Annotated in this window: 20 protein-coding genes and 1 riboswitch; of the genes, 4 read left to right on the top strand and 16 right to left on the bottom strand. The window is 72.3% G+C overall.

Translation table 11 applies throughout. The features are described from left to right. Positions 1-31 precede the first annotated feature (31 nt). A riboswitch (SAM riboswitch) is annotated at positions 32-146 on the bottom strand. A 108-nt stretch (positions 147-254) separates the two neighbouring features. After that, entirely contained in the window at positions 255-1,736 is a 1,482-nt protein-coding gene (locus tag AB0G50_RS12145; RefSeq protein WP_360105883.1) for a potassium/proton antiporter, read from the bottom strand. Between the two features lie 172 nt (positions 1,737-1,908). Between AB0G50_RS12145 and AB0G50_RS12140 the strand changes: the two genes are divergently transcribed. After that, a complete protein-coding gene (locus AB0G50_RS12140; protein ID WP_360105880.1) occupies positions 1,909-2,838 on the top strand; it encodes a M28 family metallopeptidase in 930 nt (309 codons plus the stop codon). On the opposite strand, the gene AB0G50_RS12135 is transcribed toward AB0G50_RS12140, so the two are convergent. Together AB0G50_RS12135 and AB0G50_RS12130 are read right to left on the bottom strand one after the other, a co-directional pair. Beyond that, entirely contained in the window at positions 2,835-3,119 is a 285-nt protein-coding gene (locus AB0G50_RS12135) for a DUF167 domain-containing protein (RefSeq protein ID WP_360105877.1), read from the bottom strand. The genes AB0G50_RS12140 and AB0G50_RS12135 overlap by 4 nt on opposite strands. Then, a complete protein-coding gene (locus AB0G50_RS12130) occupies positions 3,112-3,663 on the bottom strand; it encodes a TetR/AcrR family transcriptional regulator (protein WP_360105874.1) in 552 nt (183 codons plus the stop codon). The genes AB0G50_RS12135 and AB0G50_RS12130 overlap by 8 nt, the downstream gene beginning before the upstream one ends. Before the next feature lie 37 nt (positions 3,664-3,700). Here AB0G50_RS12130 and AB0G50_RS12125 point away from each other — a divergent pair, with 37 nt between their 5' ends. From AB0G50_RS12125 to AB0G50_RS12115, 3 genes are all read left to right on the top strand, one after another. Continuing rightward, positions 3,701-4,150: an SRPBCC family protein gene (locus AB0G50_RS12125; RefSeq protein WP_360105871.1), complete on the top strand. Its 450-nt coding sequence runs from the start codon at positions 3,701-3,703 to the stop codon at positions 4,148-4,150. A 58-nt stretch (positions 4,151-4,208) separates the two neighbouring features. Further along, positions 4,209-4,751 carry a sigma-70 family RNA polymerase sigma factor gene (locus AB0G50_RS12120; protein WP_360105868.1) on the top strand — a complete coding sequence of 181 codons (543 nt, stop codon included), beginning with the start codon at positions 4,209-4,211 and terminating at the stop codon, positions 4,749-4,751. A 142-nt stretch (positions 4,752-4,893) separates the two neighbouring features. Further along, positions 4,894-5,463: a sigma-70 family RNA polymerase sigma factor gene (locus AB0G50_RS12115; RefSeq protein WP_360106159.1), complete on the top strand. Its 570-nt coding sequence runs from the start codon at positions 4,894-4,896 to the stop codon at positions 5,461-5,463. A gap of 472 nt (positions 5,464-5,935) precedes the next feature. Here the strand turns inward: AB0G50_RS12115 and ileS are convergent, their stop codons facing one another. The 13 genes from ileS to murD form a co-directional block, all read right to left on the bottom strand. Beyond that, positions 5,936-9,043: an isoleucine--tRNA ligase gene (gene ileS, locus AB0G50_RS12110; protein ID WP_360105866.1), complete on the bottom strand. Its 3,108-nt coding sequence runs from the start codon at positions 9,041-9,043 to the stop codon at positions 5,936-5,938. Between the two features lie 259 nt (positions 9,044-9,302). After that, a complete protein-coding gene (locus tag AB0G50_RS12105) occupies positions 9,303-9,785 on the bottom strand; it encodes a hypothetical protein (RefSeq protein ID WP_360105863.1) in 483 nt (160 codons plus the stop codon). A 29-nt stretch (positions 9,786-9,814) separates the two neighbouring features. Then, on the bottom strand, positions 9,815-10,636 hold the full coding sequence (locus AB0G50_RS12100; RefSeq protein WP_360105860.1) for a DivIVA domain-containing protein: 822 nt from the start codon (positions 10,634-10,636) through the stop codon (positions 9,815-9,817). Positions 10,637-10,681: 45 nt separating this feature from the next. After that, complete coding sequence (locus AB0G50_RS12095) at positions 10,682-10,966, bottom strand: YggT family protein (RefSeq protein ID WP_360105857.1); 285 nt, start codon at positions 10,964-10,966, stop codon at positions 10,682-10,684. 20 nt (positions 10,967-10,986) lie between these two features. After that, complete coding sequence (locus AB0G50_RS12090; RefSeq protein WP_360105854.1) at positions 10,987-11,625, bottom strand: cell division protein SepF; 639 nt, start codon at positions 11,623-11,625, stop codon at positions 10,987-10,989. Between the two features lie 66 nt (positions 11,626-11,691). Beyond that, entirely contained in the window at positions 11,692-12,390 is a 699-nt protein-coding gene (locus tag AB0G50_RS12085) for a YggS family pyridoxal phosphate-dependent enzyme (RefSeq protein WP_360105851.1), read from the bottom strand. After that, positions 12,387-13,091, bottom strand: coding sequence for a peptidoglycan editing factor PgeF (gene pgeF, locus AB0G50_RS12080; protein ID WP_360105848.1), 705 nt, complete (start codon positions 13,089-13,091; stop codon positions 12,387-12,389). Before pgeF ends, AB0G50_RS12085 begins: the two co-directional genes overlap by 4 nt. A gap of 125 nt (positions 13,092-13,216) precedes the next feature. Then, positions 13,217-14,527, bottom strand: coding sequence for a cell division protein FtsZ (gene ftsZ, locus AB0G50_RS12075; protein WP_360106156.1), 1,311 nt, complete (start codon positions 14,525-14,527; stop codon positions 13,217-13,219). Positions 14,528-14,853: 326 nt separating this feature from the next. Beyond that, entirely contained in the window at positions 14,854-15,480 is a 627-nt protein-coding gene (locus AB0G50_RS12070) for an FtsQ-type POTRA domain-containing protein (protein ID WP_360105845.1), read from the bottom strand. 125 nt (positions 15,481-15,605) lie between these two features. Beyond that, positions 15,606-16,994: a UDP-N-acetylmuramate--L-alanine ligase gene (murC, locus tag AB0G50_RS12065; RefSeq protein WP_360105842.1), complete on the bottom strand. Its 1,389-nt coding sequence runs from the start codon at positions 16,992-16,994 to the stop codon at positions 15,606-15,608. Further along, complete coding sequence (gene murG / locus AB0G50_RS12060; RefSeq protein WP_360105839.1) at positions 16,991-18,061, bottom strand: undecaprenyldiphospho-muramoylpentapeptide beta-N-acetylglucosaminyltransferase; 1,071 nt, start codon at positions 18,059-18,061, stop codon at positions 16,991-16,993. The genes murC and murG overlap by 4 nt, the downstream gene beginning before the upstream one ends. A 194-nt stretch (positions 18,062-18,255) precedes the next feature. After that, on the bottom strand, positions 18,256-19,671 hold the full coding sequence (gene ftsW, locus AB0G50_RS12055) for a putative lipid II flippase FtsW (RefSeq protein WP_360105836.1): 1,416 nt from the start codon (positions 19,669-19,671) through the stop codon (positions 18,256-18,258). 70 nt (positions 19,672-19,741) lie between these two features. Beyond that, positions 19,742-21,100 (bottom strand): UDP-N-acetylmuramoyl-L-alanine--D-glutamate ligase, encoded by a 1,359-nt coding sequence (gene murD / locus AB0G50_RS12050; RefSeq protein ID WP_360105833.1) that lies wholly within the window; start codon positions 21,098-21,100, stop codon positions 19,742-19,744. Positions 21,101-21,103 lie beyond the last annotated feature (3 nt).

Genomic DNA, 21,103 nt, shown 5'->3' with positions numbered 1-21,103 from the left:
GGGGAGTCCGGGACCCCACGTCGGAGAGAGGAGCCCGCGCTTGCCCAGACGCCCTGCGCGTCAGGCCTGGTCCTCACCGAGGGCACCCCACCGCGGAGGAGGGTTGCCGGCCAGCAAGCTCGGGCTTGACGCTGGCACTCATGACCTGCCGACAACGTTAACCGACGAACCACCGGCCGCCAACCCGCGCCCACATCCTGGGAGTCCCCAGCTCACCACCGGACCACTCCCACCCGACCGTCCGGAATGGACGGTCACGGCACACCGGCGTCGCCCTTCCAGCGGGCGAAGCGACCCGCCCGGTCCACGGCCCGGATGCGGTGCTCGGCGGCCGTGCGGACCTCCTCGGTGCACACCACCAGCAGCTGGTCGTGCTCCTGGAGCCGGGTGGTCGACAACGGCGTGAAGCCCTGGGTCGAGCGGACCACCAGGCTCACCGCCGCGCCCACCGGCAGCCGCAGTTCCGACAGGTACACGCCGTGCAGCCGCGAGCCCTTCTGGATCCGCACCTGCAACAGCTCCGCGCCCATCTCGTCCAGCACCGACGAGTCGACCTGCACCTCCTCGGCCTCGCCGCGGCGCACCAGCCCGAGCCACCGCGCGACCAGCGGCAGCGTGCTGCCCTGCACCACCGTCAGCACCACCACCAGCACGAACACCGCGTCGACCAGCCGACGCGCGCCCGGCACCCCCTCGATCAACGGGAACAGCGCGAACACGATCGGCACCGCGCCGCGCAGCCCGGACCACGAGATGAACACCTGCTCGCGCCACGGCACCCGGAACGGCAGGCAGGCGGCCAGCACCGACAGCGGCCGGGCCAGCAGCACCAGCACGGCGCCCGCGACCAGCGCCGGCACCAGCACCTCCAGCACCCGCGACGGCGACGCGTAGAGCCCCAGCAGCACGAACAGCCCGATCTGGGCGATCCACCCGAGCCCCTCGGCGAACGACAGCGTGTCCGACCGGTGCGGCAACCGGGCGTTGCCCAGCACCAGCGCCGCGATGTACACCGCGAGGAACCCGGACGCGTGCGCCAGGTCGCCGACCGTGTAGGCCAGCAGGCACACCGCGACCGTGGCCAACGGGTACAGGCCGGTCGACGGCAGCGCGGCCCGGCGCAGCGCCACCCCGCCCAGCCACCCCAGGGCGATGCCCACCACGGCGCCGGCGACCAACTCGTAGACGATCAACAGCGGCGCGGTCCAGGTGATCGCCTCCGCGGACGACAGCAGCACCACGGCGATGTACACCGGCGCGTCGTTGAGGCCGGACTCCAGCTCCAGCGCGCCGATCAGCCGCTTGCCGACGCCCACACCGCGCAGCACGGAGAACACCGCGGCCGCGTCGGTCGACGACAGCACCGCGCCCCACAACAGCGCCGTGCGCCAGTCGAAGCCCAACAGGTAGTGCAATCCCACGCCGGCCACGAGGATCGAGACGCCGACGGACACAGTGGACAGTGCGAGCCCGATGCCCAGCGCCGGCCGCACGGCCGACCACCGGGTGGTCAACCCGCCCTCGGTCAGGATCAGCACCAGCGCGACGGTGCCCAGCGACCGGGTCAGGTCGGCGTCGGAGAACTGGATGCCCAGCACCGACTCGCCGAGCAGGACGCCGATGCCGAGGTACAGCAGCAACGAGGGCAACCCGAGCCGGGTCGACACCCGCACCGCCACCACGGCGATCAGCAGTACAGCGGCCCCGATGCCGAGGTAGACCGTGACACCACCCACTCACCCTCCCCGGGGTTTCACTCGACGGTGGGGCCATTCTCCCTGGTACCACCGATTTGGACTAATCCGGCACACGCGCAGCGTCACCAGCCGATCGAACCTATCCACCTCATGCGAAACCGTGCATGTTGATGTGCGCACCAGTCCTCCACTTCCCTGCGGGAGAACTACCGTGAAACTGCGCACGATCACCGTGACGCTCGCCGTGCTCCTGTCGAGCGCGGCCACCGCGAACGCCGCGCCACAAGCGGCGGCGCCGAACATCTCGCTCGCCGCCGTCCAGGCGGACCTGGCCCAACTCCAGAGCATCGCCAACTCCAACGGCGGCAACCGGGCGCACGGCAAGCCCGGCTACCTGGCGTCGGTCAACTGGGTGAAGTCCAAGCTGGACGCCGCGGGCTTCACCACCCGCGTGCAGTCGTTCACCAACAGCGGCGCGACGGGGTACAACCTGATCGCCGACTGGCCCGGTGGCGACGCGAACAACATCGTGATGCTGGGCGGCCACCTGGACAGCGTGGCGGCCGGTCCGGGCATCAACGACAACGGCACCGGCTCGGCGAGCATCCTCGAGGTGGCGCTGGCGGTGAAGGCCACCGGCTTCACCCCGACGAAGCACCTGCGCTTCGCCTGGTGGGGCGCCGAGGAACTGGGCCTGGTCGGCTCGACGTACTACGTGAACTCACTGTCCACAAGCGACAAGTCGAAGATCAAGTCGTACCTGAACTTCGACATGACCGCGTCGCCGAACCCGGGCTACTTCGTGTACTCCGCCTCGGGTCAGCCCACCGGCTCGGCCGCGCTCCAGCAGGCGCTCCAGGCCTACTTCACGTCGATCGGCGTGCAGACCGAGCTGACCGTCGTCGGCGGGCGCTCCGACCACGCGGCGTTCGCGCGGGCGGGCATCCCGGTCGGCGGCACGTTCAGCGGCGCGGAGGGCACCAAGACCGCGGCGCAGGCGCAGAAGTGGGGCGGCACGTCGGGTCGCGCGTTCGACCCGTGCTACCACCGCGCGTGCGACACGTCGTCGAACATCGACAACACCTCGCTCGACCGCCAGGCGGACGGCATCGCGAGCGTGCTGTGGAAGCTGGCCGCCTAACCCGCGTCCAGCAGTCGCTCCAACGTCGTGAGCGCGTCGGCCGGGGCGGGGTCCACCCGCACGACCTTGTCCCGGCCGCGCTCACCCGCGACCACCGACACGTCCTGACGCCGCACGCCGAACGCCTTGGCCAGCACCCGTCGCACCGCCTCGTTCGCCTTGCCCTCCACCGCCGGAGCGGCCACGGCGACCACCAGCGCGCGCTCGTCCCAGCGCCCGCCCACCGCGTCCCGCCGCGCGCCGGGCTTGACCCGCACCGCGAACCGGAACCCGTCAGCCACGCGTGATCAACGCGGCCAGCGTCTCCTCCAGCAGCACGCCGCGACGGCCCAGCACGGCGGGCACCCTGGTCAGCAGCTGCGCCTGCCCGAGGTAGGCGGAGTAGGCGAGCACCGCCCGGCTGCGTGCCGCGTCCGGCGGGAAACCCAAGGCGGAGAACAACTCCACCAGGTAGTCGACGCGCCGCCCGGTGACCCGGGCCAGCACCGGCGCGACCGCCGGGTCGTCCGCGGCGGCGAGCAGCGCCAGCTCGATCGCGCTGTCCCGCTCCCGACCCAGGACGACGCCGAACAGCGCCCGGAGCTTCCCCTCCGGCGTCGCGTGCACGTCGGCCAGCGCGATCACCGCCTCGGTGTGCTCGCGCTCCCAGCGCTCCAGGGTCGCCTTGAGCAGCGCCTCCCGGTTGGGGAAGTGCCAGTACGCGCTGCCCTTGGTCGCGCCGAGCCGCACCGCCAGCGGTTCGACGGCCACCGCCGCGACACCGCCTTCGGCCAGCGCCCGCAGCGCCACCCCGGTCCAGTCCTCCCGAGTCCGTCGTGTCCGCACGGTTCCGTACGCTACCGTACGGACAGGTTCCATACGGATGCGTACGGAGGTCGTCGTGGTGGAGAACGTGCACTTCCGGGCACTGCCGACGGACGGGGTGGTGGAGCACCTCGCCGACCTGTGGCCGCGCCGGTGGCCGAAGCTCGTGCTGGACCGCCCGCCGGGGGTCGGCGCGACCGGCGGCCACGGCTTCGTCCGCTACACGTGCACCGCGCACGAGCCGGGACGTCGGATCGAGTTCGCCTTCGACCCCCGCGTCGGGTTGCACGGCACGCACGCGTTCGAGGTCGTGCCCGGCGGTCTGCGGCACGTGCTGCGCGGCCGGACGACGGGGTGGATGCGGCTGGGGTGGCCGCTGGCCGTCCGGTGGCTGCACGACGCCCTCGTGGAGGACCTGCTGGACAACGCGGCGACGTTCGCCGGCGTGCCGCCCGAGCGGCCCGCCCGCTGGTCGTGGTGGGTGCGGGTGCTGCGCCGGCTGCGCTGACATCCACAACACCTCCCCTCGTCCGTCTCACCTGTGCCGGGGAACGAGGGGAGGGTTCGTGACGCCGGAAGACTCCTTCAGCGACTTCTACCAGCGCGAACGCACGAGGCTGCTGCGGTTCGCCGCGGTGGTGTCGCCGCACCTGGACCACGAGTCCGCGGTGCAGGAGGCGTTCGTCGGCGCGTGGCGGCACTGGCCCACCATCGACGAGACCCGCCGCCGCGCGTGGATGGTGAAGACCATCCGCAACCTGCTGGTCGACCAGTCGCGGCGGCGCGAACGGCCGGGCGAGGTGACCGACGAGGTGGCCGCACGCCACCGGGGCACGTTCCGCATACTCGTGCAGCGCGACCGGGACCCCGAGACGTGGCAGGAGCTGAACAGCACGTTCGCCGCCATCGCGGACCTGCCCGACCGGCTGCGCACCGCGCTGGTGCTGCGGTTCTGGGACTTCGGCGACGACGAGATCGCCGACGTGCTGGGTTGTCGGCGGGAGACCGTGCGGCGGTACGTGACCGAGGCGCGGGCCCGGATCAGCGAGGTGGTCGGCAACCAGGAGCGGCGGGCGCGCCGGTCCCGGCGAGGGGAGGGACGGTCGTGACTGCGCGAAACGCCGTCGGACCGGGCCGGAAGGGAGGACGCTCGTGAGTGACGAGACCGAGCCGCTGGCACGGTTGCGGCGGGAACTGGTCGAGGCGATCCCGGAGGATCCGGCGCCCGACGAGCTGGGAGTGGCGGCGATCATGGCACAGGGCTCCGCGCCGGACCGGCACGCGTCGTTGATCAACGCGGCCCGCGGCGGCGCGAAGGGCGCGCTCGACGCGCTGGTGGCGGAACTGACGCCGCTGGTGTGGCACGTGGCGCGCGGCAACGGACTGGACCGGGCGACCACCGAGGACGTGGTGCAGACGGTGTGGCTGAGCCTGCTCCGCCACCTGGACCGCCTGGTCGAGCCGCGCGCGGTCGCGGGCTGGCTGATCGTGGCCACCCGCCGGGAGGCGCAACGGGCGTGGCGCGAGGCGAACGGCAAGGCCGCGCTCTCCGACGACTCGGCGCTGGACGTGCCGGAAACCCGGTGGCTCCCGGAGTCCGAGGCCCTGCGCAACGACCGCGACCGCAGACTGTGGCAGGCGTTCGCCACGCTGCCGAGGCGCTGCCAGGAACTCCTGCGGCTGACCGTCCTGGCAGGCCGCGCCGAGTACCGCGTGGTCGCCGAAACCCTGGCCATGCCGCGCGGCAGCATCGGCCCGACCCGAGGCCGCTGCCTGGCCACCCTGCGCGCCACGCTCGAAGAGGAAGGCGACCTCCGGTGACACCGGAACGCCCACCACGCCACGCACCCGACCCGAAGGCGGCCCCGATGACCACGCCACACCGATCACCCGGCCACACCCGAGGGCCGTCGCCGGCGAACACCACGACGCCGAACCGGACCACCGACCACCCGGCCGCGCGTCGTTCCACGCCCGCAGGCGGTCTCCGGTGAGCGCCACCGCGCCCCACCGGGCGAACGCCGAGGTGCCCGCCGCGTCCCGTGCCGGAGCCGGAGGCGATCCGCCGGCGACCACGACCCACGGGTCCACCGACCACCCGGCCACGTCCCGCGCCACACCACGAACGCGGCCCCCGGCGACCACAACCCACCCGGCCGCGTCCCGTGCCAGACCCGAGGGCGGTCACCGGTGAGCGCCGAGGAGGCCGTCGAGCGGCTGGTGGACGTCGTGGACCCGCCGCCGGAGCGGTTGGTCCACGACGTCCAGGTGCTGCTGGCCCTGGAGAGCTCGCTCAGGCGCGGGTGACCGACACCCGGACCTTCGCGCCGTCGCCCACGGTGCCCTCGGACCCGCCCTCGACCGGCCCGTAGGCCACCGCCGAGGTCAGCGTCTCCGACGCCACGAACTCCTCGAACGCGCGCACCTGCGCCACCACGTCCTCGGGCAGGTCCAGCACCAGCGAGATCCGGTCCGACACGTCGAGGTCGGCGTCCTTGCGCGCCTGCTGCACCACGCGCACCAGGTCGCGCGCGACACCCTCGGCGGCCAGCTCGTCGGTCACCACCGTGTCCAGCACGACGAGACCGCCGCCGCCGGGCAGCGCCGCGGTGGCCGCCGGGTCGGTCGCCACCAGCCGCTGCTCGTACTCCGACGGCAGCAGCGCGAGCCCGGCCGCGACGACCGCGCCGTCCACCTCGGCCCAGTCCCCCGCCTTGACCGCCTTGATCACCTTCTGCACGTCCTTGCCCAACCGGGGCCCGGCCGCGCGCGCGTTCACCGCGAGCTGGAAGTGCCCGTGCGCCGCCACGTCCGTGGTCAACGACACCGCCTTCACGTTCACCTCGTCCCGCAGGATCCCGGCGAACGGCTCCAGCGACGCCACCTCGTCGGCCGCGATCACCAGCCGCGCCAGCGGCAGCCGCACCCGCAGCTTCGCCGCCTTGCGCAACCCGAGAGCGGTCGACGCCACCTGCCGCACCTTGTCCATCGCCGCCACCAGGGCGGCGTCGGCGGGCAGGTCGGCGGGCACCGGGTAGTCGGCCAGGTGCACCGACCGGCCGCCGGTCAACCCGCGCCACACCACCTCGGTGGTCAGCGGCAGCAGCGGCGCGGCCACCCGCGACACCACCTCCAGCACGGTGTGCAGGGTGTCGACGGCGTCCTGGTCGCCCGCCCAGAACCGGTCCCGGGACCGGCGGACGTACCAGTTGGTCAGCACCTCCAGGAACTCCCGGATCGACGCGCACGCGCCGGAGATGTCGAACGCCTCCAGCTGCCCGCCGACGGTCGCCACCAGGTCGTGCGTCTTGGCCAGCGCGTACCGGTCGAGCACGTGCTCCGAGTCGGTCCGCCAGTGCCCCTCGACGCCCTCCGCGTTGGCGTACAGCGCGAGGAAGTACCACGAGTTCCACAGCGGCAGCACGGCCTGGCGCACCGCGTCCCGGATGCCGCGCTCGGTCACCACGAGGTCGCCGCCGCGCAGGATCGGCGAGGACATCAGGAACCAGCGCATCGCGTCCGACCCGTCCCGGTCGAACACCTCGTTCACGTCCGGGTAGTTCTTGCGCGACTTGGACATCTTCTGCCCGTCGTCGCCCAGCACGATCCCGTGCGCCACGCAGTTGCGGAACGCGGGCCGGTCGAACAGCGCCGTGGCCAGCACGTGCATGGTGTAGAACCAGCCGCGCGTCTGGCCGTTGTACTCGACGATGAAGTCGCCCGGGTAGTGGCTCTCGAACCACTCGCGGTTCTCGAACGGGTAGTGCACCTGGGCGAACGACATCGCGCCGGACTCGAACCAGCAGTCCAGCACCTCGGGCACCCGGCGCATGGTGGAGCCACCGGTCGGGTCGTCCGGGTTCGGCCGGGTCAGCTCGTCCACGTTCGGCCGGTGCAGGTCGGTCGGGCGCACGCCGAAGTCGCGCTCCAGCTCGTCCAGCGAGCCGTACACGTCCACCCGCGGGTAGGTCGGGTCGTCGGAGACCCACACCGGGATCGGCGAGCCCCAGAACCGGTTGCGGCTGATGTTCCAGTCGCGCGCGTTCTCCAGCCACTTGCCGAACTGGCCGTCCTTGATGTGCTCGGGCACCCAGTTGATCTGCCGGTTCAGCTCGACCATCCGGTCCTTGAACTGCGACACGGCGACGAACCACGACGACACGGCCCGCTGGATCAGCGGGTTGTCGCACCGCCAGCAGTGCGGGTACGGGTGGTCGTAGGTCTCGTGCCGCAGCAGCAGCCCGGTCTCCCGCAGGTCGCGGATGATCACCTTGTTCGCGTCGAAGACGTGCTGACCCTCGTACGGCGGCACCTCGGCGGTGAACCGGCCGTGCGGGTCGACGGGCACGACGACCTCGATGCCGGCCGCGTCCGTGACCGCCTTGTCCTCCTCGCCGAAGGCGGGCGCGATGTGCACGACACCGGTGCCGTCCTCGGTGGTCACGTAGTCCGCCGGCAGCACCTGGTGCGCGTTCTCCCGGCCCGCGAAGAAGTCGAACGGCGGCGTGTAGCGGCGGCCGACCAGCTCCGAGCCCTTGTACCGGGCCACGACCGGCGGCTCCTCGCCCAGCTCGCGGGCGTAGGCGGCCACCCGGGCCTCGGCCAGCAGGTAGCGCTCGCCGTTCGCCTCGACCACCACGTAGTCGATGTCCGGTCCGACGGCGGCGGCCAGGTTGGACGGCAGCGTCCACGGCGTGGTCGTCCACACCAGGGCCAGCTCGCCGGTCTCCAGCCGGAGACCGACGGTCACCGCCGGGTCCTGCCGGTCCCGGTAGGTGTCGTCCATCTTGGTCTCGGTGTTGGACAGCGGCGTCTCGCAGCGCCAGCAGTACCACAGCACCCGGAAGCCCTCGTAGACCAAACCCTTGTCCCACAGGGTCTTGAAGGCCCACATGACGCTTTCCATGTAGTCCAGGTCGAGGGTCTTGTAGTCGTTGTCGAAGTCGACCCAGCGCGCCTGGCGGGTCACGTAGTCGCGCCACTGGTCCGTGTAGCGCAGCACGGACGTGCGGCACGCGTCGTTGAACTTCTCGATGCCGAACGCCTCGATGTCCGACTTGGACGAGAAGCCGAGCTGCTTCTCCGCCTCGACCTCGGCGGGCAGGCCGTGCGTGTCCCAGCCGAACCGGCGCTCGACGTGCTTGCCGCGCATGGTCTGGAAGCGCGGCACGACGTCCTTGACGTAGCCGGTCAGCAGGTGGCCGTAGTGCGGGAGGCCGTTGGCGAAGGGGGGGCCGTCGTAGAAGACGAACTCGCCTGCCCCGTCGTCCCCGGCGGGCCGGGCGTCGATGGAGGCCTGGAAGGTCCGGTCGGACTTCCAGAAGTCCAGGACCCGGTCTTCCAGCTGGGGGAAGGACGGCTGGGAGGGAACCGAGCCCTCGCCTGCCTTGGGGTAGGCCATCGTGCGTCGCTCCTCGCGTGGGGTACTGCCGGCGCACGGGGACGACGCGCTCTCGCGAGCGAACCGCGGTACCACCCCGCTTGCCGGCGCGCGAAGCTCCGGCCTCTCGTTGGACGGCTGTGACGGGCCGTTCCCGTCCGGTTCTACTGGGGCTCGCGCCTGTTCTTCCGGAGGCTCACCGGTGATGGCCGGGTCGATGCCTGTACGTCGAGAATAGCCGGGCAGGCAAACCGGTTCCGGCGACCCGGTCCGGGCGGGCTCAGCCCAGTCGGTTGCGGGCGGCCAACGTGGAGTCCGGGCGGCACGTGGCGCACGGGGTGAAGCCCAGTTGGCGGGCCTCGGACACGGGCAGGCCGAGCGTGGCCCGGTCGCCCACCCACGCGCACGCGGGCAGGTGGTAGCGGGGTCGCTCGTCGAGCACCCGCACCTCGTCGGACAGGTCCGCCACGGCGAGCAGGTCGCCCGCGTCGGTGTCCTCCTCCGCCGGTTCGGCGTCGGTGGCCGGCACGGGCACGGCGTCGTCCTCCGGTCCGGGCCCGACCTCGGTCGGGTGGGACGGCACTGCCGGCGCGGCGGGCTCGGGCCCGGACCGGCGGCGCAGCCACCAGTCCACCACCAGCACGATCGCGGCCGCGGCGCTCGCGCCCACCGACGACCACGCCCAGATCTCCCGGGACGTGGTCAGGGCGGGCACGAGCAGCCCGAGAGCCGCCAGCACCAACAGCAGTACGACGTAGAGCATCGGAGCAGACTAGATCACCGCGAGCGGGATCAGCCGGCCTCGGCGCGAGCCCCGAACGAGTAGCCCTGCTGACGGCCGTCGGACGGCGCTGCGGGACCGCGGTCCTGTAGATCGCGCAGCGACGACTCCAGCATGGTCTTCAGGCGGGTGCGGTACTCGCGCTCGAACGTCTGGAGCTTGTCGATCTGCTTCTCGAGCGTGTTCTTCTCCTGCGTGATGTTGCCCATCACCTCGGCGTGCTTGCGCTGCGCGTCCCGGTCGAGCGCGCTGGCCTTCTCGCGGGCCTGCCGCTCCAGCGTGTCGGCACGCGTCCGCGCGTCGTTGAGCATGGTCTCGGCTCGGGTGCGGGCCTCGTTGACCATGGTGTCGGCCTTGGCGCGCGCCTCGGACAACAGCTGCTCGGACTTGGTCCGGGCCTCCGAGAGCATGCCGTCGGCTTCCGCCTTGGCCTCGCCGGTCAGCCGGTCGGCCATCTCCTGGGCCAACCCGAGCACCTTGGCGGCCTGCACGTGGTGGTCACCGCCGCCACCGCCGCCGCCACCCGGCGACGTCTGCTCGAGCGCCGAGGGGGGTGGCACCGGAGCGAGCCTGCGGGGCTCTTCGATGACACGGCTGGGGACGCCCGCGGCGACCTTGGCACGTGCGTCCTCGAGGTCGGCTCGCGCGGTCTCGACCTGCTGGTCGAGCTGTTCGACCTGCTGGCGCAGGTCGTTGTTCTCCTCGATCAGGCGGGCCAACTCGCCCTCAACCAGGTCGAGGAACGCGTCCACCTCGTCCTCGTTGTAGCCCCGCTTGCCAATCGGCGGCTTGCTGAACGCGACGTTGTGCACGTCCGCGGGGGTCAACGGCATCAGATCACCTCACGCACTCCTGGGCTGTGGACATCCCTGGTCCCCTCACCTGGGATCGGCTACTCGCATCAGAATGATAACGACCAGCAACAGCACAATAATGGACAAGTCCAGTCCGATGCCCCCGATCCGCACCGTCGGGATGAGCCGGCGGAGGAGGCGGACCGGGGGGTCGGTCACCGTGTACACGGTCTCCAAAGCAACTGCGACGCCGCCCGCCGGTCGCCACTCCCTGGCGAAACTGCGGACGAGCTCGACCACGACACGCGCGGTGAGCAGCAGCCAGAACGAGAACAGCAGGTAGTAGACCACGAGCCAGAGGGCATCCACGTCGTCAACTCTGCCACCAGTCAGCCGTGGTTGAGGAACCCACCCTCGGCCAGCCTCCTCCGGTCCTCCGCCGTCACGTCGATGTTCGGAGGTGAGAGGAGGAACACCTTGTTGGTGACCTTGTCGATCGAGCCCCGGAGGGCGAACGCCAGGCCCGCCGCGAAGTCGACCAGCCGCTTCGCGTCCGCGTCGTTCATGTCGGTGAGGTTCATGATCACCGGCGTGCCGTCGCGGTAGTGCTCCCCGATGGTCCGCGCCTCGTTGTAGCTGCGCGGGTTCAGCGTGGTGATGCGGCCGAGCGACCGGGTGGGCTCCGGCGTGGGCGCGACGCGCGGACGCGGCGGCTCCCGCTGCGGCTCGACCGCCAGCGCGCCGTGCACCGGCGTGTCGGCGTTCCACGACCGGCGGGGCCGGTTGCGGGTGTCGGGCTGCTCGTAGTCCTCGGTGTCGTCCAGCTCGGCGCGGTAGCCGCCGGTCGGGCGGCGCCGGCCGTTCTGGCGCTGTTCGGGGTAGGGCTCGTAGTCGTCGGACTCGGGGTAGTCGGAGCGGTACTCCGACTGGTAGCGCCCGCCCCGCTCGTCCTCGTAGGCACCGGGGTCGTCGGCGTACTCGGCGGGAACCATCCCGAAGTAGGCCTTCAGCTTGTGAAACCCGCTCATGTCGAGCCCTTCCTCCGCCGATCCCCACCACAAGGACGTCGCGGCCGTCCCAGAGGTTGTGAACAGTTACGGCGAGGCTAGTCTCCGGCTGCCCAGCAACGCTGTTCCGACACGCACGCACGTCGATCCGTGCGCAACAGCATCTTCCAGGTCGCCGCTCATCCCCGCCGAGATCACGGTGGCATCGGGATGATCGTCCCGCAAGCGGGTTACCGCCTGTTCAAGAGCGGCAAACGCCTGCTGTGGATGCATCCCGAGGGGTGCGACGGTCATCACACCCCGCAGAAAAAGTTCATCCGTACGAGCGATGTGATCGGCCAGTCGCGGAAGGTCACCGATCGGGCAGCCGCCGCGGAGCGGATCGGCGTCGATGCTGACCTGGATCAGCACGTCCAGGCGGGTGGTCGCGGCCTTCGCCAGGGCGTCGGCCAGGCGGGTGGAATCGACGGAATCGACCTGGTGGGCCCAGCGGGTCGCGGATTTCGCCTTGTTGCGCTGGAGCGAGCCGACCATGTGCCAGCGCGGGGTCGCGGCGGGGCGCAGGGTGGCGAACTCGGCGGTTTTCGGGGCGGCCTCCTGGTCGCGGTTCTCGGCGAACTCGGTCAGGCCCAGGTCGTACAGGAGGGCCACGTCGGAGGCGGGGAAGGTTTTCGTGACCGCGAGAAGTGTCACCTGCTGTTCATCGCGGTCCGCCTGGGCGCAGGCCTTGGCGATGCGGGCTCGGACGTCGGCCAGGTTCGCGGCCAGTTCCTCGGCTCGGTTCACGACTCCACCCAGATGACCGAGGCCAGTCTGCCGGTGCCCGGGTCCCGGCGGTGGCTGTAGAGGGTGCGGTCCTCGACCGTGCACCGTGGGTCCAGGCCCAGTTTGCCCACGCCCGCGTCGGCGAGTTGTTGCCAGAGGCCGGCGCGGAGGTCCAGGGCCGGGGTGCCCTTGCGGGACTTGGTCGCCGAGCCCGGGAGGTGCTTCTCGACGTCGTCGCGCATCGGGGCGGGGACCTCGTAGCAGGGGCCGCACACCGCGGGCCCCAGGAGGACTTCGATTCGGGACTTGTCGGCGCCCAGGGAGATCATGGCGTCCAGGGCGGCCGGGACCACGCCCACGCGGGCGCCCACTCGGCCGGCGTGCACGGCGGCGATCACGCCTGACTCCGGGTCGCCGAGGAGGACCGGGACGCAGTCGGCGGTGAGGACGACGAGGGCCAGGTTCGGCTGGTCCGTGACGAGCGCGTCGGTGGCTTCGGCCGGGCTGTCGACCGGGCCGTCCACCACCGTGACCGTTCGGCCGTGGACCTGCTCCATCCACACGAGCCTGGTTGGGGGGAGGCCCAGTTCCCTTGCCAGCCGGGTTCGGTTGGCTTCGACGGCCGAGGGGTCGTCGCCTACGTGGTCCCCGAGGTTGAAGGACGCGAACTCGCCCTTCGAAACCCCGCCTTCGCGAGTGGTCACAACACGGCGGATGCGCACGCCTACAGCCTCCCATGGAGGTGGGGCGGGCCAGGTGCGGCACGTCTTGAGGCGCCTCGGGTGACTGCGCGCGCCTGGACGCCGAAAAACGGACGGCCGCCCTGGGGGCGGCCGTTCGATGGGTGTCAGCGACGCATGAAGGGTGGGACGTCCACCTCGTCGTCCGGGTCGTCGGTCACCGGCACGATGCGCGGTGGCAGGGAGCCCGAGGACGGCAGGGGGCGTTGTACGGGGGTCGGGGCGCCGTACGGGTTCGCGCCGTTGCCCACCGGGCTCGTCGGTTGTTGGGGGACCGACGGGCGTGGCGGGGTCACCGGCTGCTGGTGCTGTTGCTGTTGGTGTTGCGGTTGCTGGTGTTCCACCGGCGGAGGCGGTGGGGGTGTGGTCACCGGGGGTGGGGTCGAGAGTTGGCCCGCTGTCGCGGACACCACCGGGTTGCCGCGAGGCGGTGACGACAGGGCTTGCGGTTCCAGCTTCTTGTGGGTCGGGCCGCCGCTGTCGAAGCCTGCCGCGATCACCGTCACCCGGACCTCGTCGCCGAGGGAGTCGTCGATGACCGTACCGAAGATGATGTTGGCGTCGGGGTGGGCCGCTTCCTGGACCAGGGACGCCGACTCGTTGATCTCGAACAGGCCCAGGTCGGAGCCGCCCGCGATCGAGAGCAGGACGCCGTGGGCGCCTTCCATGGAGGCTTCCAGCAGGGGCGAGTTGATCGCCTTCTGCGCGGCCTGCACCGCTCTGCCCTCGCCTCGGGCCGAGCCGATGCCCATCAGGGCCGAGCCCGCGCCGGACATCACCGACTTCACGTCGGCGAAGTCCAGGTTGATCAGACCCGGCGTCGTGATCAGGTCCGTGATGCCCTGGACACCGGAGAGCAGCACCTCGTCGGCGGAGCGGAACGCGTCCATCAGGGACACGCCGATGTCGCCGAGCTGGAGCAGCCGGTCGTTCGGGATCACGATGAGGGTGTCGCACTCGTTGCGGAGCGCCTGGATGCCCTCTTCGGCCTGCTTGGCCCGGCGCTTGCCCTCGAACGAGAACGGCCGGGTCACGACGCCGATGGTCAGGGCGCCGAGCTTGCGGGCGATCGAGGCCACGACGGGCGCGCCGCCGGTGCCCGTTCCGCCGCCCTCGCCGGCGGTCACGAAGACCATGTCGGCGCCGCGGAGGACTTCCTCGATCTCCTCGCGGTGGTCCTCGGCGGCGCGGTGGCCGACCTCGGGGTTCGCGCCGGCGCCGAGGCCGCGGGTCAGTTCGCGGCCGATGTCGAGCTTCACGTCGGCGTCGGACATCAGCAACGCCTGCGCGTCGGTGTTCACCGCGATGAACTCGACGCCCTTGAGACCGACCTCGATCATCCGGTTCACGGCGTTGACACCGCCGCCGCCGATGCCGACGACCTTTATCACCGCGAGGTAGTTGTGCGGGGGCGTCATCGGATCCGCCTTCCTGATCGTGTCCGTGCTCATGTGCTGGAGTGGATGACCACCGGTGTCACACCCGGACGGAGCTCCACCCGGATTGAAACCCTCAACCAGAGGTCGAGGGTTATGTCAACCCCGTATGTTCCTGCTGGACGTTATGCACGATGAATGCCTCGGTCCAGCAGCCACGCCGTGTCTTGTCCCGACCGGGTGAGCTACGTCTACTCGTCGGTCACCCCGTCGAGCAGTTCGCACACCACGTTCGTCACGACGCGTCGTGCACTGCGCAGCGTAGTCGGAGATCGATCGGGAGATCGTCTCGCCCGGCGCGATCGTGGTCACGAGACCGTCGGCAGCTCCGGGCTCGACACGTCGAACGACGTTCCCTGCCTGGTCAGCAGCACCAGCAGCACCGCCGCCTTGCGCGCGGTGTTCTCCGCGGTGCCCCAGCGGACCTCGCGGCCGGCGGTCAGGGAGAGCTTCACGTCCGACCCCGTGCTCGAGGACACCGCCTGGACCTCGCCGCGCAGCTCGGCGGGCAGGCCGGTGAGCACCCGGACCGCCGCCCGCACCGCACGTTCGTCGGTCGACAGCTTCAACTCCGGCAACGCGGGCGGCGGCTGGGCCACGACCGCGTAGTCCTTGCCGGTCGAGTCCAGCAGGTGCGCGCCGTCGGGCGCCTTGACCACGCCGACCGGGTCGCGCTCGTCCACGGTCAACCGCACCGTGCCCGGCAGCGACCGCTCCACCCGCACCCCGGCGACCCTGGCGAGCCGGCGCACCCGGGACTCGACCGCGGCCACGTCCAGCCGGATCAGCGGGGTGCCCTCCTCGATCGCCGCCGCGCCGCGCACCTCGTCCGCGGTGAGGTCGGTGATACCCGTCACGTCGACCTCGCGGACGCCGAACACCGGCGTGAACCAGATCACGACGACCAGGCCGACGATCGACAGGACGGTGAGCACCGCCACAGCCCGTCGACGCGCCACCGTGGCGCGGGACGGGCCGCGGCGGACCGGACGACGAGCCGTCCGGCGCGCGCGGGACGGACGCCTACGCACCTCGGCACGCCGACCATCCGTCCCCGTCGTCATGTCAGCGCGTCCACGATCTCCGGACCGAGCATCGTCACGTCGCCCGCGCCCATGGTCACCACCAGGTCGCCCTCGCCGACCAGACCCGCCACCAGCGCGGGCACCCGGTCGAACGACGGCTCGTAGTGCACCCGTTCCGCGGCCAGCGGCACCTCGCCCGCCACCAGCGCGCCGGTCACCCCGGGCTCGGGGTCCTCCCGGGCGCCGTAGACGTCCAGCACCACGACCTCGTCGGCCAGGCCGAGCGCCGTGCCGAACTCCGCCGCGAACGTCCTCGTGCGGGAGTAGAGGTGGGGCTGGAACACGACGACCAGCTTGCCGTCGCCCGCGACCGGGCGCGCGGCGGTGAGCTGGGCCGCGACCTCGGTCGGGTGGTGGGCGTAGTCGTCGTAGACGCGGACGCCGCCCGCGCGGCCCTTGAACTCGAAGCGGCGGCGGACGCCGCCGAACGCGGCGAGGCCGTCCAGGACCGCGGAGCGCTCGGCGCCCAGTTCCAGGGCGGCCAGGAGGGCGGCGAGGGCGTTGGCCGCCATGTGCTCGCCCGGCACGGCCACCCGGACGTCGACCTTCTCGCCGTCGAGGTCGACCACCGCGAGGCCGCCGACCTCGTCGGCGCGATAGTCCACCAGGGTCGCCGCGCCCTCGCCGGTGGCCGTGCGGCCGTACGGGCGGACCCGCAGGCCGAGTGCCGCCGCGCGTCCGGCCAGCGCGGCCGCGCCCGGGTCGTCCACGCACGCGATCAGCACTCCGCCGGGCGTGATCCGCTCCAGGAACGCGTCGAACACCGCGACGTAGGCCTCGACGGTGCCGTGGTGGTCGAGGTGGTCGGCCTCGACGTTGGTCACCACCGCGATCGACGGCGCGAAGAAGAGGAACGAGCCGTCGCTCTCGTCGGCCTCGGCGACGAACACGCCGCCGGTGCCCTGGTGGGCGTTCGCGCCGGACTCGTTGAGGTCGCCGCCGATCGCGAACGACGGGTCGAGCCGGCAGTGCTGCAACGCCACCGTGAGCATGGAGGTGGTGGAGGTCTTGCCGTGGGTGCCCGCGACGCACGCGACCTTGTGGTCGAGCATCAGCGCGGCCAGCGCCTCGGCCCGGCGCAGCACCGTGACGCCGCGCGCCCGTGCGGCCTGCAACTCCGGGTTGTCCTCGCGGATCGCGGTGGACACCACGACGGCCGTGGGTCCGCCGACGAGCTGGTCGAGGTTGCGGCCGTCGTGGCCGACCGCGACCACGGCGCCCTGCGCGCGCAGGGCGAGCACGGTGCGCGAGTCCTTGGCGTCCGAACCGGACACCTTGGCGCCGCGGGCGAGCAGGATGCGCGCGATGCCGCTCATCCCGGCGCCGCCGATGCCCACCAGGTGCACCCGGTCGAGCGCGCTCACTTCTTGATCACCTCGAGCACCATGCGGGCGAGCACCTCGTCCGCCTCGCGGTGGCCGGTGCTCAGCGTCGCCTGGCTCATCGCGGCCAGCCGCGCCCGGTCGGCGACCAGCGGCACGACGTTCTCCGCGATCCACCTCGGGCTCAGCTGCTCGTCCGGGATGAGGATGCCGCCGCCGGCCGCGACCACCGGGCCCGCGTTGAGCGCCTGCTCGCCGTTGCCGTGCGGCAGCGGGACGAACACGGCGGGCAGGCCGACCGCGGACACCTCGGCCACGGTCATCGCGCCGGACCGGCACAGCACCGCGTCGGCCGCGGCGTAGGCGAGGTCCATGCGCTCCAGGTAGGGCACCGGGACGTACGGCGGCGCGCCCGGGAACGACTGCACCGCCACGGTGTTCTTGGGCCCGTGCGCGTGCAGCACGGCGACGCCCGCGCGGGCGAACGCCTCGGCCGCGCCGGACACCGCGTTGTTGATCGACCGGGCGCCCTGGGAACCGCCGAACACCAGCAGCGTCGGCGCGTGCGGGTGCAGGCCGAAGGCGCGGCGCGCCTCGTCCCGCAGCCGGGCGCGGTCCAGGGTGGTGATCGCGTGCCGGAGCGGGATGCCGATGATCTCGGCCTCGCTCAGGCCCGAGTCGGGAACGGCGGCGGCGACGCGGGCGGCGAACTTGGCGCCGACCTTGTTCGCCAGACCGGACTTCGCGTTGGCCTCGTGCACCACGATCGGCACGCGGCCGCGCGCGGCGAGGTAGGCGGGCAGCGAGACGTAGCCGCCGAACCCGACCACGACGTCCGCGCCGACGCGCTCCAGCACCTCGCGGGTGCGCTTCACCGACTCGCGGACCTTCAGCGGCAGCTTCAGCAGCTCGGGGCTCGCCTTGCGCGGCATGGGCACCGGCGGGATGAGCTCGAGGGGGTACCCGCGGGCGGGCACCAGTTTGTTCTCCAGGCCCCGCTCGGTGCCGAGGGCGACCACCCGCGCGTCGGGACGCAGCCTCATGACGGCGTCGGCCAGCGCCAGCGCCGGCTCGATGTGGCCGGCAGTGCCGCCACCGGCCACCACCACGCAAGGGCCGTTGTGGACAAGCCGATCGCCGGACAGGGTGACCTCCAGGGTGAGAGATTCGCGACGCCGTCGAGCCTACCGACCCCGTGCCGCGCCTCCTCCACTCGGACACCGCGAACGGCACGTGAACGGCGGCGGTCCGGGCGTGCGGGTCGGGCCGACGGGGTGCGGACCGTCCCTTGAGGACGACCGCGTCAGCGGGCCCGGCGCGGGCCCTCGGAACGGGACTGGGCACGGCGGGTGTCGCGGCGGCGGTACTCCGACGGCGGTGCCTGGCGGCCGGCGACGCGGCGTTCGTCGGTCTGCGGCGCGGCACGGCGCGAGCGCGGCGGCGGTGACGGTCGCACGGGCTTGCGGCGCGGCGGCGGTTTGTAGGCCTCGGGCGCGGGCAGGCGCAGCGCGCCGCCCACCCGGCCGGGACCGAGCGAGCGCAGTGCCGCCACCGCCTCCGGCTCGTGCCGCGCGCAGGACGCCAGGATCCCGAACACCATCATCGTCGTCACGATCGACGTGCCGCCGGAGGAGATCATCGGCAGCGTGATGCCGGTGACCGGCAACAGCTTCACCACGTACCCGATGTTGATCGCCGCCTGCGCGACCAGCCACACGGTCAGCGTCGCCGCGACCATCCGGATCCACGGGTCGGTGTTGCGCGCCGCGATCCGCAGGCCCACCAGCGCCAGCAACGCGAACAACCCCAGCACGAGCATGCACCCGATGAACCCCAGCTCCTCGCCGATCACCGCGAAGATGAAGTCCGAGTGCACGTTGGGCAGGTAGCGCCACTTCGAGCTGCCGTTGGTCAACCCCTTGCCGAAGAACCCGCCCTCGGCCAGCGCGTACAGCGCCTGCTTGGCCTGGAGGCCCGCGCCGAGCGGGTCGTCGTCCGGGTTCAGGTAGCTCAGCACGCGCTTGAGCCGGTACGTCGCGCCGACCGCCAGCACCACCGCGCCGGCGACCGCGCCGACCGCGATCACGCCGAACACCCGCAGCGGCGCGCCGACGAACCACAGCAGGCTGATCAGCACCACGCCGAGGGTGATCGTGCCGCCGAGGTCGGGCTGGAGCATCACCAGCGCGAACACCAGCAGCGCCACCGGCACCACGGGCACCAGCAGGTGCCGGTACTGGTCCAGCAGCGCCCGCTTGGTCACCAGCACGTGCGCGCCCCACAGCGCCAGCGCCAGCTTCGCCACCTCGATCGGCTGGAACGACACCGGCCCGACGGTGAACCACGACTGCGCGCCGCCCGCGACCGTGCCGAGCGGGGTCAGCACCAGACCCAGCGCGATCACGCACACCAGCATCGCCATCGTGCTGCCGTGCCGGATCCGGCGCAGCGGGATGTGCAGCACCACCAGGAACATCACCGCGCCGACACCCACGTACAGCAACTGCTTCTGGAACACCGAGTACGCCGACGCGCCCTCGGCCACCTCGCCCGGCGCGGACGCGGAGAGCACCATGATCAGGCCCAGCACGGTCAGCACGCCGAACACGGCCAGCAGCAGGTGGAAGTCCGCGAGCGGGCGGCTCAGCCACGCCGTCAGCGCGCCGCGCACGCCGACGACCCGCCGAGCCCGTCGGGTAGGTTGCTCCACCGCAGTCATGCGCCCATCGTCCCGCGCGACCCGCGCAGAAACCCGAACGTCACCCGCGTGTCGCGGTTCCGGCCGACGATCACACCGTCCCGGACAAGCCCGCCACCGCGTCCGCGAACGCGTGGCCGCGGTGCGCGTAGTCGGTGAACATGTCCATCGACGCCGCCGCCGGCGCGAGCACCACCGCGTCGCCCGGCCGGGCGAACGAGCGGGCCGCGCGCACCGCGTCGACCATCGTCGCGTCGGCCAGCACGGTCACCGGCACGTCCGGCGCCTCCCGCTCCAGCGCGGTCGCGATCACCTCGCGGTCGGCGCCGATCAGCACCACCGCGCGCAACCGGTGCGCCTGCGCCCGGACCAGCTCGTCCACCGACGCGCCCTTGAGCAGGCCGCCCGCGATCCACACCACGCTGTCGTGCGACCGCAACGACGCGTCCGCCGCGTGCGGGTTGGTCGCCTTGGAGTCGTTGACGTAGGTCACGCCGTCCACCTCGCCCACCACCACGGCCCGGTGCGCGCCCGGCCGGAAGTCGCGCAGCCCTCGGCGCACCGCCTCCGCCGACACCCCGAACGCCCGGGCCAGCGAGGCGGCGGCCAGCGCGTCGGCGAGTCCGGGCGGACCCGCGGGCCGCACCTCGTCCACCGGCAGCAGCACGGTGTCCGGCCCGAACGCCCGGTCCACCAGCTCCGACCCGCGCACGCCCAGCTGCCCCTCCTCGGGCTCGCCGAGCGTGAACGACACGTGCGCCTTCGCGGGCGCGTCCGCCAGCAGTGCCGCGACCAGCGGGTCGTCGGCGTTGGCCACCCCGACCTCGCCGGTCAGCACGCCGGACTTGGCCTGCCCGTACGCCTCCAGGGAGCCGTGCCAGTCCAGGTGGTCCTCGGCGAGGTTGAGCAGCACGCCCGCGAACGGCCGCACCGAGGGCGACCAGTGCAGCTGGAAGCTCGACAGCTCCACCGCGAGCACCCGGTGCCCGGCGAGCAGCGCGTCCACCACCGGCAGGCCCACGTTGCCGCAGGCCACCGCGTCCACCCCGGCGGCGCGCAGGATCGACTCCAGCATGCCGACGGTCGTGGTCTTGCCGTTCGTGCCGGTGACCGCGAGCCAGGTCGGCGCGTCGGCCAGCTCGCCGCCCATCCGCCAGGCCAGCTCGACCTCGCCGATCACCTCGACACCCGCCCGCGCCGCGGCGGCGAGCAGCGGGTTGTCCGGCCGCCAGCCGGGCGAGGTGACCACCAGGTCGGTGCCCACCGGCGGCTCGGTCAACCCGGGCACCAGCTCGACGCCGGGCAGCAGCTGCTCCAGCGCCGCCAGCCGGTCGGCCGACCCGTCGGTGACCGCCACGGTCGCGCCGGCGGCCAGCAGCGCCTCCGCCGCCGACCGCCCCGTCACGCCCGCGCCGGCGACCAGCACCCTGCGTCCCGTGAGGAAACCCATGCG

Source organism: Actinosynnema sp. NPDC020468 (assembly GCF_040642015.1).
Classification (GTDB): domain Bacteria; phylum Actinomycetota; class Actinomycetes; order Mycobacteriales; family Pseudonocardiaceae; genus Actinosynnema.
The sequence above is the reverse complement of the archived record's forward strand: the minus strand, read 5'-3'. Positions and strand labels throughout refer to the sequence as shown.